Source organism: Rhizobacter sp. P3_B12 (genome assembly GCF_056402895.1).
This window is the reverse complement of the sequence record NZ_JBFUGN010000142.1, coordinates 1-9,667: the sequence shown is the minus strand read 5'-3', so window position 1 is coordinate 9,667 and position 9,667 is coordinate 1. Positions and strand designations below refer to the sequence as shown.

General features: G+C 66.3%; 12 protein-coding genes. 1 reads left to right on the top strand and 11 read right to left on the bottom strand.

What is annotated here, in order from left to right:
- The 3 genes from AC1D01_RS10500 to AC1D01_RS10490 form a co-directional block, all read right to left on the bottom strand.
- A partial coding sequence (locus tag AC1D01_RS10500) for a xylulokinase (RefSeq protein WP_477865976.1) occupies positions 1-1,358 on the bottom strand: 1,358 nt, incomplete at its 3' end.
- Between the two features lie 13 nt (positions 1,359-1,371).
- Positions 1,372-2,262, bottom strand: a complete 891-nt coding sequence (locus AC1D01_RS10495) for a TorF family putative porin (protein ID WP_477865975.1) — start codon at positions 2,260-2,262, stop codon at positions 1,372-1,374.
- A 34-nt stretch (positions 2,263-2,296) separates the two neighbouring features.
- The gene (locus tag AC1D01_RS10490) at positions 2,297-2,728 is read right to left on the bottom strand and encodes a DUF2147 domain-containing protein (protein ID WP_477865974.1); all 432 of its coding nucleotides are present in this window, start codon (positions 2,726-2,728) and stop codon (positions 2,297-2,299) included.
- A gap of 114 nt (positions 2,729-2,842) precedes the next feature.
- Here AC1D01_RS10490 and AC1D01_RS10485 point away from each other — a divergent pair, with 114 nt between their 5' ends.
- On the top strand, positions 2,843-3,532 hold the full coding sequence (locus tag AC1D01_RS10485; protein WP_477865973.1) for a TetR/AcrR family transcriptional regulator: 690 nt from the start codon (positions 2,843-2,845) through the stop codon (positions 3,530-3,532).
- Here the strand turns inward: AC1D01_RS10485 and AC1D01_RS10480 are convergent.
- From AC1D01_RS10480 to AC1D01_RS10445, 8 genes are all read right to left on the bottom strand, one after another.
- Positions 3,525-3,800: a hypothetical protein gene (locus tag AC1D01_RS10480; RefSeq protein WP_477865972.1), complete on the bottom strand. Its 276-nt coding sequence runs from the start codon at positions 3,798-3,800 to the stop codon at positions 3,525-3,527. The genes AC1D01_RS10485 and AC1D01_RS10480 overlap by 8 nt on opposite strands.
- Complete coding sequence (locus AC1D01_RS10475) at positions 3,800-4,078, bottom strand: hypothetical protein (protein ID WP_477865971.1); 279 nt, start codon at positions 4,076-4,078, stop codon at positions 3,800-3,802. Before AC1D01_RS10475 ends, AC1D01_RS10480 begins: the two co-directional genes overlap by 1 nt.
- Before the next feature lie 216 nt (positions 4,079-4,294).
- Entirely contained in the window at positions 4,295-4,657 is a 363-nt protein-coding gene (locus tag AC1D01_RS10470) for a hypothetical protein (RefSeq protein WP_477865970.1), read from the bottom strand.
- Positions 4,658-4,875: 218 nt separating this feature from the next.
- Positions 4,876-5,247 (bottom strand): type II secretion system protein GspG, encoded by a 372-nt coding sequence (locus AC1D01_RS10465; protein WP_477865969.1) that lies wholly within the window; start codon positions 5,245-5,247, stop codon positions 4,876-4,878.
- Positions 5,234-7,000 carry an RHS repeat domain-containing protein gene (locus tag AC1D01_RS10460; RefSeq protein WP_477865968.1) on the bottom strand — a complete coding sequence of 589 codons (1,767 nt, stop codon included), beginning with the start codon at positions 6,998-7,000 and terminating at the stop codon, positions 5,234-5,236. The genes AC1D01_RS10465 and AC1D01_RS10460 overlap by 14 nt, the downstream gene beginning before the upstream one ends.
- Positions 6,970-7,491, bottom strand: coding sequence for a hypothetical protein (locus AC1D01_RS10455; RefSeq protein WP_477865967.1), 522 nt, complete (start codon positions 7,489-7,491; stop codon positions 6,970-6,972). The genes AC1D01_RS10460 and AC1D01_RS10455 overlap by 31 nt, the downstream gene beginning before the upstream one ends.
- A gap of 133 nt (positions 7,492-7,624) precedes the next feature.
- On the bottom strand, positions 7,625-9,256 hold the full coding sequence (locus tag AC1D01_RS10450; protein ID WP_477865966.1) for a rhodanese homology domain-containing protein: 1,632 nt from the start codon (positions 9,254-9,256) through the stop codon (positions 7,625-7,627).
- Between the two features lie 15 nt (positions 9,257-9,271).
- A partial coding sequence (locus tag AC1D01_RS10445) for a cysteine dioxygenase family protein (protein WP_477865965.1) occupies positions 9,272-9,667 on the bottom strand: 396 nt, incomplete at its 5' end.

Sequence of the window (9,667 nt, the reverse complement as noted above, 5' to 3'; positions counted from 1 at the left end):
AGCTGGCGGATCGGCTGGCCGGTGACGTCGGCCAGGATCTGGCACCACACGTCCGACTGCGCACCGCCGCCGACGGCGGTGACCGTGCCCACGTCGCGCCCCAGCAGGCGCGCGAACGGCTCCAGCATCCAGCGCGTGTTCAGCGCCACGCCCTCGAGGAAGGCGCGGAAGATGTCCTCGCGCGAATGCTCCAGCGACAGGTTCAGCAGACCGGCGCGCAGCCGCGGGTCGTCGACCGGCGTGCGCTCGCCATGCAGCCACGGCGTGTAGATCAGCCCGCGCGCGCCCGGCGGCACGCGCGCGGCGATGCGGTTCAGCAGCTCGTAGGCGGCGGGGTGCTCCTCGTCGCCGGCGAGCTCGTCCGGGTGGAACAGGATGCGGTCGCGCAGGAACGACAGGTTGGCGCCCGCGGTCGACTGCAGCGCCATCGCGAGGTAGCGCCCGTCGACCGCGCACGGCACCGCGGCGATCTTGTGGCGCACGTCGGTCTTCATCGCCGGCACGTGCGCGCCCAGCCACGACGAGGTGCCGAGGTAGAGGTGGGTCTCGTAGTCGCCGACGGCGGCACCGACCGCGACGGCCGAGGTGTCGATCGCGCCGCCGACGACGACCGTCTTCGCGTCGAGCCCGAGCGCCAGCGCGACGCCCGGCAGCAGCGGGCCCAGCACCTCGGTCGAGCGTACGATCTCGGGCAGCTTGTCGGCATCGACACCCAGCAGGCGGATCAGGCCGGCGTCGTAGCGCACGTGGCGCGAATCGCGGTTGTCGGTGACCCAGCTCGTCAACGCCGAATCCTGCGTGGCGCAGAAGCGGCCGGTCAGGCGCAGGTTCAGGTAGTCGGGCACGTTGAGGAACTTGTGCGTGCGGGCGCAGCGCTCGGGCTCGTGGTCGTGCAGCCACGCGATGTGGCCGGCCGAATCGCGGCCCGACAGCGATGGCGCGCCGCCGGTGAGCCGCAGCCAGCGCCACAGCTTCAGCGGGCCATAGCCTTCGATGTTCAGCGCGAGGCCCCGGGCGCGGCGCGTGATCGCGTCGGCGCCGCGTGCATCGAGCCAGGTCATCGCACGGCCGATCGGCTGGCCGGCGCTGTCGACGCAGACCGTGCCCTCGGTCTGCGCCGAGCAGCACACCGCCACGACGCGGCGGCGCAGGCCCTCATCGGCCAGCAGCTCGCCGGCCGCGCCGAGGAAGGCCGCCCACCAGTCGTGCGGATCCTGCTCGGCCGCGGCGCCGTGCACATGCAGTGGCACGGCGCGGAAGGCCCAGGCCTGCACGGTGCCGTCGATCGCCACCAGCGCGCACTTGCAGCCGGAGGTGCCGAGGTCGACCGCGAGCACCAGCCGTTCGTCGAGGGTCATCTCGGGATCGTGCTCAGAACTTGCGGGACACGGTGACGAAGAACTTGTTGTTGTCGGTGGCCTTCAGCTCGTCGCCGTCCTGCGCGAGGTAGAGCTCGCGCACGCGGGTGTGCGTGGTGACCCAGTCGGCGCTCCATTCGAAGCCCCAGCGCTTGTGCGTGATGCCGACGCGGTAGTCGGAGAAGTTCGCTTCCTTGAAGTTCTTGATCTTCTGGTAGCCGGCGTGCAGGTTCAGCGTGGTGGCGGGGTCGAGGTGGTGCTTGTAGTCGAGGTCGTAGAGCCAGCTGCCGCGCGAGTTGTTGTCGCCACGGGCGTAGCACTCGAGGCCGGCAGTCGGGTCGGGCATCAGCGAGAGCATCGTGCCGCAGACGCCGCCGGTGTCGGCGCCGCGGTAGGTCTTGGAGATGACATTCAGCACGCGGCCCTCGATCGCGCCCCAGCCGGCCTCGAGCACCGCGAACTGCGAGTTGTAGTTGGTGCTGCGGACATCCGTCGGCACGAAGTTGACGAAATCGAAGCCGTGCGGCGCATCGAACCTGGCGCCGGGGAACAGCTCGGCGGCGAGGCCGACGCCGAAGTGCCAGCCTTCCGGATCGCCGAAGCGGTAGCCCGCGCCGAGCGTGATGCCGAACCCGTCGCCATCGAGGAACTGCTTCTTGCTGACCGACGAGAACTCGACCAGCCCGATCAGCCCGCTCTCGTGCGCGGCCTGCACGCTGAGCTTGACGCCCGGCTTGTTGAGCGAATCCGAGACACCGCGCGTGCGCTGGTCGGAGGTGACACGCACCTCGGTGTCGACGGCGTAGCGCGCCGTCTCGGGTTCGGCCGAGAAGGCCGGCGCGGTGATGGCGAGCAGCAGCAGGCCGATGGGCACCGGCGGCCGGCTGAACAAGGTCGGTTGCATGGGCGTCTCCAGGGGTTGAATCGAAAGTGGCGGATCAGGATTTGCAGACCGGCGTGTCGGGCAGTGCCGCCACGCGCTTGAGCTGCTCGGTCTGGCCGAGCACCTCGACGCCGACGAAGGCGCGGATGTGGAGGTCGCCCGACTTGACGCGCAGCACGCCCTTGTATTTCTTCTTGTCGCGCGGGTCGTAGACCCAGCCATCGCGCCAGGCGTCGTTGTCGTAGCGCTCGAGCTGCGCGATCAGCACGCCGCAGGTGTCGGCGGGCGTGCCGGCGTCCTTGTCCCAGACGATGCGGCCGCACAGCGCGGACGGGCGGTCGGCGCAGGGCTTGAACTCGATCACGGCGTCTTTCTCGGCGGTCTGCCACAGGCCCTTCGCGTCGTCGGGGCCGGCCGCCATGGCAGACAGCACCAGCGAGCTCAGCATCACGCCCGCGACCCACTCAACACAAGACATCCACTTCATGTCGCCGTCCTCAGTCAGTAGTCATCGCTAGTTTATAGTCATGACTATCGTTTTGTCACCCTCTTGATCGACCTCCGATCACCGGACAATCCCTGAGCCACCTGCCCACCCACGATGCCGACACCCCGGAAGAACCCGCCCGCGCTTGCGACCAAGAAGCAGCCGGCGCAGCAGCGCGCGACCGACACCTACGAGCGCATCCTCGAGGTGACGGCGCAGACGCTGGCGGACGTGGGGATCGAGCGGCTGTCGACCAACCTGGTGTGCGAGCGCGCCGGGCTGACGCCGCCGGCGCTGTACCGCTACTTCCCAAACAAGTACGCGCTGCTGAGCGAGCTGGGGCAGCGGCTGATGCAGGCGCAGAACGAGCGCATCGGCGACTGGATCACGCCCGAGGTGCTGGGTGGGACGGCAGAGGATCTGGAGCGGGCGCTCGAGGGGCTGATCCTCGCGACGCATGAAGCGACCGCGCAGACCGAAGGCGGCGTGTGGATCATGCGGGCGCTGCGCGCCGTGCCGGCGCTGCAGGAGGTGCGGCTCGCGTCACACGGCGCGGTGACGCGCGAGCAGGCGCAGATGCTGGCGAGTGCGCTGCCGGGGGCGGATGCGACCGAGCTGCAGCTCGTGAGCCGGATCGTGGTGGAGCTGGTCTATGCGACGGTGGAGATGTTGTTCGATGAGCCGCTCGATGCGACCGCAGTGGCGCGGACGGTGGCGGGGATGATTGCGAGTCATCTGGGGAAGGTGCGGCCGGTGGACGTGCCGAAGCCGGGGCGGAAGAAGGCGGGACGCCAGGTCACTTGAGACGGGATCCGGCCGGGTCATCATCAGCGGACCGCTCGTCCTCTCCTGACGGTTCACCGGGCGGCGATGACTGCGCTGCTGCCATCTTTCGCTGATGCTGTTTCGCCGAGGAATGCCCAAAGAGCCCCAGCAGGATGTGGAGCAGGATCACGGAAAACAATCCTGCAAGCCCCGATTGCCACCATGCCCAGGATGGAGGCAGCCGTCCGACCACCGCATTGAAGACAAGCAGGTAGATGAGACCGTAGACGAGCGTAAAAGCACTCATCACACGCCGATCGCCACATAGGGGATTGCGAGCATCGAAGCCACGACAAGTGCAGTCGCAGTGGACGCCACAAGGCGCGTCTTCAGGCTTTGTCTGCCCGCGACGACGGGGCGCACCCACCGACTGGTTGCGGCCAAGCCGGCAAAGAAAAAGACAACGAAGGGAAGATAGGGCCACAAACTTCGCAGCGCCACGGACGACCTGACAGCGAGCAGGAATGCAATCGCGAAGGCGCCGAGAACGTTGTCTCTCACCCGATCACTGATCTTCAGGCGCATGGCGCAGTGAGGACAGTCTCCGCATGACAGGAACGGCACCAGTCCACGGAGAATATGGGCAGCCGTCAAAGCTGGTTGACCGCACGAAGGGCAGACCCCGGCCCATTCCCGAATCTTCATTTTCCGCACTCGCTGTCGTTTGCGTCGAGACTGTTGGCTCCAGGCTCTCCAATGATCATTGTCACCTCCCCTTCGTGGGAGCGGCGCGGCAGCGCCTCAGACCGAGAACAGGATCCAGGCCACGATGGCGTACAGGACGCCGAACACGAACATCGCGTTCAGCCAGGAAGAACTGCCTCGAAAGAACTCATCGCCGAGTTCGTCGAACAGCGCAGAGTGAGCGACGGTGAAGATGCCTGCGACGAAGTGAACCAACCCGAACAGCATGCCGAGGGATGTGTGCGGGAAGAAGGCGCCTGTGACTGATCCGGCGATGGCGCCACTCAAGACGCCAAGCCCGGGGTGAGATGAGATCGCGCCGATGAGCAGGCCGAATGCCATACCCGCCAGCGCTCCCAGCGTGGCGGCGCCGAGTCTGAATGCCAGCGACGAATCGTCGAAATCGGGCGGGGTCTTCATCGGCGTATCTCGACCCACATCACAAGTTCAGCGACGGCCATCGTGCTTTCTCTTAGACGATGCCATCGTCGCAGGAGAGCGTGTCGGGTGTTGCACTTCAGACTTGAGATCGCCCCGGCTTTCGTAGTACGCGGGATTACACCGTTCAGACCCTACACCCTGAGCAGGGCAGGTACAGCAGCGACCCTAGATTTCAAGTCGACTACACCCAAGATAGTTCATTTGAGAACAATGTCATCTCCCCGCGCGCCATCATCAAGACCGTTGACACCCATCGAATAGACGATCACTTCATCTCCAGCCGCACTTTTCTTCAACGAATACACGAACTTGTTCCCCCAAGCATCAAGGAGTGCATGTTCGTCAGAAAAGTACTTCCCTCCGACGGAAGAGTCGACCAGTAAGTCCAATGAGGCTGGATATCTCCCTGTATCCTTTTGGTACAGTGACAGCGCATAGATCACGGCTTTGATCTGGAATTCAGTGATCCCGCGTTTGGACTGAAGAATAGATCGCGGCCAGAAGGACAAGACAATCGCAGCAACCCCGAAAATCGCTACGCTTGCCAATGTAGTCTTACGGACACCCACAGGACCCCCCAGAAATTTTCCTTCGAGACTCTCGATAGAGCTCCGAAATTTTCGGCACAAAATCGGAAGGCCGCCCCCAAATTGGACCCTGCGGGCGCATTCGATGCCCGTTGAAAGTTTCAAATACAACCCTATTATATATTCCTTGATGATTCTCCGTAGGCGGCACGCCAACAAATTCAAAGAAATCAGCCAGCCCATCCCATCTTACTTGACTCGGAGAATCCGTGCTGTGCATTGATTCATGCAGCATAGTTCCGAATAGCTCATGGAATTCATCGTATGACAGATCCTTGCAACGAATACTCGCCGGCAATATCGTAATCCCGCTCGAAGCCAAGGTTTCCGCTCTATGCTTCGGATCAACCGTTCCGAACTGATAGCCGCCACGTCTGTTTATATCCGCGTAGTGCTCTTTCAAATATCGATCAATTAGCAGAACATCCTCAGCGCGCAGCCCGGAGGAATCCGTGTACTGCGAGGGATTCCCAGCCACGTATACGTAAGTATTGATCCCGCCGGCAAGGCCGATTGGATCCGGCTGTGTATAGCCACCCCTCAAGCTATCGAGAGTCCTGAAGTGGTTGTACCAGAGCCCACTCTCCGCATCCGCGTACTGTCCCGGAAACCTCAGGTTCTGCGCGAAGGTTCCGAGCCCGTCCGGATTCGCCTCCGGCGCCGTCGTGCCGAACGGCTCGRCCAGCCAGCGCCAGCGCTTCGCGCCGCTCTGGTCCACCACGATCCGCGGTGTGTTCAGGTGATCCGCATGGATGTAGTAGATGAGTGGCGGGTTGCTGGCGTTGGTCGGGTCCGGCATGAACATCGCCACCGGGATGTTGTCCAGCCAGACGTATTCGCGCAGCGGCTTGCCGGTCTGGTCGTATTCGCCGAGCAGTTGTCCTTCGAGGTCGTACGCGAAGATCACAACCCCGCCCGTGCTCGTCACCTTGCGAATGCGCCGGCGGTCCGCGTCGTAGTCGTAGCTGCCGGTCACCCCCGCCTTCGTGATGCTAGCGATCGCGCCGTTCAGGCCATACGTTGCCGTGTAGTTCGCGCTGTCGACCGTCGCGTTGCCCGCGTTGTCGTAGGTGAAGCTTCTGGCCGGGTTCGTGATGCTCGTCAGCCGGTTGCTCGTCGCCTCGGTCGTGTAGTCGCTCTGGCTGCCGTTCAGGCTCACGCTCGTGCGATTGCCATTCGGGTCATAGGCGATCGACCAACTCGCCGCGTTTGTAGTAATGCTGGTCAGCCGGCTGTTCTCGTCATACGCGAAGCCCTGGTTCAGCGCAGACTGCGGCGTGCCGTCATTGGCGCTCAGGTGCGTGAAGCCAGTGATGCGATCGGCCGCGTCGTAGCTCACGTCACGCAGCACGCTGCCCAGCGGGTAGCGCACGATGCGGCCGCTCAGGTCGAACTGCCTCATGTGCGGCACCAGGCCGCTCGTCATATGCCAGTCCCAACCGCTCACCGGGCCGAAGGGTTCCCACTTCACGTTGCTGATCAGCGGCACAGGCGTGCTGCCTGCGTCCTTCGCCAAGCTCATGCCGATGAGCTCGCCAGTGTCGCGCGTGATCACCAGCACCCGGCCCGACGGGTAGGTGATGGTCATCAGGTCGCCGTGCGAGTAGGCGTACTTCACCGTCGTCTGGATCGGCACGGTGTTCGCACCGGCCTTGGAGTTCACCGACTGCACGACTTCGGTGATGCGGCCCCGTGGGTCGTACTTCACGCGGGCGAAGCCGCTCGGGTGATCCACCCTGCTGAGCCGGTGGTGCCCGGCGGGCTGCGGTCGACATCGCAGCCGCAGGTGGCCACGAACGGCTCGAACGAGGTCGGACTGGGGATTCCTCCTCCGCACGAGTTCGACACGGTGTGCGAAATCAGCCCGTTCACGAAGAAGCCGCGCCACGGCCTGCCGATGTCCTCGGCCGGAACGGTCGTGATCGGGTTCGGGCCGCTGACCCATTCGAAGTGGCAGTTCGGCGGGATCAGGTTGTTCCCCTGCGCCCACATGAAGCCAGCCGTTCGCAGGATGCCGTCCAGGTCGATCTCGCCGCCTGCGGGGGCGTACCACCACTGGGCCGGCAAGGCCCCTCCGCCGTTGGCCCAACACGTGGCGATCGAGTGCCGCGATGCCGGGTTCCACACCGGTTGTGTCTGCGCCTCAACCGTCCCCGGCAAAGCCACCACCACCACGCACGCGCACAACACCACCAGCGCCCACAGGCGCTGCAATCTGCTTGACATTCGATCCTCCCTGATCAGCTCGTCCAGCTTGTCCGTTTTTCAAGTTCCGCTGTCACCCCTCTTCGTGGGAAAGGTTCAACAGCGAAGCGACGGAATTAGACGTGAAGGATTCGTCCGTGACAAGCACGTCGCGTCACACCGGCGCGAAATGATGCGTCCCATCGCGCTTCAACTGCGCGACCAATCCGAACTCCCAATCGAGGTACGCCTGCATCGCCGCCTGCGCGTTGTCGGTGCCCTCGTACGGGCGGCGGTAGCGGTCCGTGCGCGGTGACGCGAGCCGCTGCTCGCCAGCCTCCACCGGCAGGCCTGCCTCGGCCCACGCCGCGGTGCCGCCCAGCAGCACATGCACCTCGGCCTGCGAACCCAGCAGCTCCTGCAGCTCGTGTGCCGCGAACGGCGCCAGCAGGCCAGTCCCGCAAGTCACCACGATGCGCCGCGCTGGCGGCAGCACCTTCAGCGTCTCGCGCAACTGCGAGCGCAGCACGAACCACGCGCCGGGGATGTGCCGCTTCACATGGCTCGCGCTGGTCGTCACGTCGATCACCTGCACGTCAGCGCCGGGGCTCGCGAGCCAATCGGCCAAGGTCGACGGCGTGATGCCGTGCACCTGCGGCGGCGCCGGCCGCGGTGGCGCATCGGCACCCGCCTCCACCCCATCCGACGCTCCATCGGCGTCGAGCAGTGCCACCTCCCAGCCCATCTGCGCCAGCCACGACGCGCTCATCTCGGCGCGCACCCCCGCATCGCGCGCGCCGGCCGGCGTGCCGTCGTGGTCCGCCAGCACGATGCGCGCACCGCGCACCGGCGCGTGCACGTCGGTCTCCTGCACCAGCTGCCCGCCCGGCGCACTGCGGAACCCGGGGCGGTGCCCGGCCGCGTACTCCTCCGGCGTGCGCACGTCGAAGCGATACGTCGTGCGACCCGGCTCGGCCACCCAGTGCGCCAGCTGCGCCGCCCCGATGCGCCGCACACCCGCCCGCTCGGCCACGGCCCGCGCATCGTGCCGCGCCGCATCGCGTGCCACCGCGCTCGCCGGCCCGAAGCGCCGTGCCGCGCCATGCTCCAGCGATTGCCCGGCCAGCGTCCAGCCGATCGTGCCGTTGCGCAGCGCGCTCACCGGGTTCGGAATGCCCGCGTTCACCAGCGACTGCGTGCCGATGATGCTGCGCGTGCGCCCCGCGCAATTGACGATCACCCGCGTGGCGGGATCCGGCGCGAGGTCGCGCACGCGCAGCACCAGCTCGGCGCCCGGCACGCTGGTCGAGCCCGGGATGTTCATCGTCTGGTACTCGTCGAAGCGGCGCGCATCGAGCACCACCACGTCGGCCTTCGCATCGAGCAGCGCCTGCACCTCCTCGGCCGCCAGCGACGGCGTGTGCCGAACGTCCTCGACCCATTCGCCGAACGACTTGCTCGGCACGTTGACGTCGCGGAACAGCTCCAGCCCCGCGGCCGCCCAGCCCGCCAGGCCGCCGGCCAGCAGGTGCACCTGCGTGTAGCCGAGGCTGCGCAGGCGCTGCGCGGCGCGCACGGCGTCATCCGCCCCGTCGCCGTAGACGGCGATGCGCGTGTCGCGCCGCGGGATGCGGCCCCAGGCATCGAGCTCGAGGCGGCCGAGCGGAAAGTTCGCTGCCCACAGCGGATGCGATTGCGCGAACGGGTCTTCCTCGCGCACGTCGAGCAGCGCGATCTCGTCGCGCGCCAGCAGCGCGGCATGCACGTCGACGGGGTTCAGCGCGGGGATCACGGTGGTGTCGGTCATGGTGGAGGCGTTCCATCAAGGCAAGGGGGAGTAGCCGGACACGAAGCTGCGGCGCTGGCCGTCCTCGGTGTAGACCGAGCGCTCGACCGCGCCGATGTCGGCGCCATACACGTGGATGCTGATCGAGGTGCGGTCGTCGAAGGCGTTGGCCACGCGGTGGATGTCGCCGACGCTCGGCGACACCGCATCGACCGCCCCCTGCTCCAGCCGCACCGGCGCGCCGGCCGGCACCAGCTGGCCCGGCCCGGCGAAGCGGTAGCCCTGCGACAGCTCAGCCCCGCGCAGCACACCGATCAGCCCCCACACCGTGTGGTCGTGGATCGGCGTCGCCTGCCCCGGCCCCCACACGAAGCTGACGACCGAGAAGCGCGCCCGCGGATCGCGGTGCAGCAGGTACTGCCGGTAGCGGTC

Bases quoted from the DNA above. Each gene is read 5' to 3' on its own strand.
- AC1D01_RS10485 (WP_477865973.1), top strand. From the start codon at position 2,843: ATGCCGACACCCCGGAAGAACCCGCCCGCGCTTGCGACCAAGAAGCAG.
- AC1D01_RS10450 (WP_477865966.1), bottom strand. From the start codon at position 9,256: ATGACCGACACCACCGTGATCCCCGCGCTGAACCCCGTCGACGTGCAT.
- AC1D01_RS10480 (WP_477865972.1), bottom strand. From the start codon at position 3,800: ATGAGTGCTTTTACGCTCGTCTACGGTCTCATCTACCTGCTTGTCTTC.
- AC1D01_RS10475 (WP_477865971.1), bottom strand. From the start codon at position 4,078: ATGCGCCTGAAGATCAGTGATCGGGTGAGAGACAACGTTCTCGGCGCC.
- AC1D01_RS10490 (WP_477865974.1), bottom strand. From the start codon at position 2,728: ATGAAGTGGATGTCTTGTGTTGAGTGGGTCGCGGGCGTGATGCTGAGC.
- AC1D01_RS10455 (WP_477865967.1), bottom strand. From the start codon at position 7,491: ATGTCAAGCAGATTGCAGCGCCTGTGGGCGCTGGTGGTGTTGTGCGCG.
- AC1D01_RS10470 (WP_477865970.1), bottom strand. From the start codon at position 4,657: ATGAAGACCCCGCCCGATTTCGACGATTCGTCGCTGGCATTCAGACTC.
- AC1D01_RS10495 (WP_477865975.1), bottom strand. From the start codon at position 2,262: ATGCAACCGACCTTGTTCAGCCGGCCGCCGGTGCCCATCGGCCTGCTG.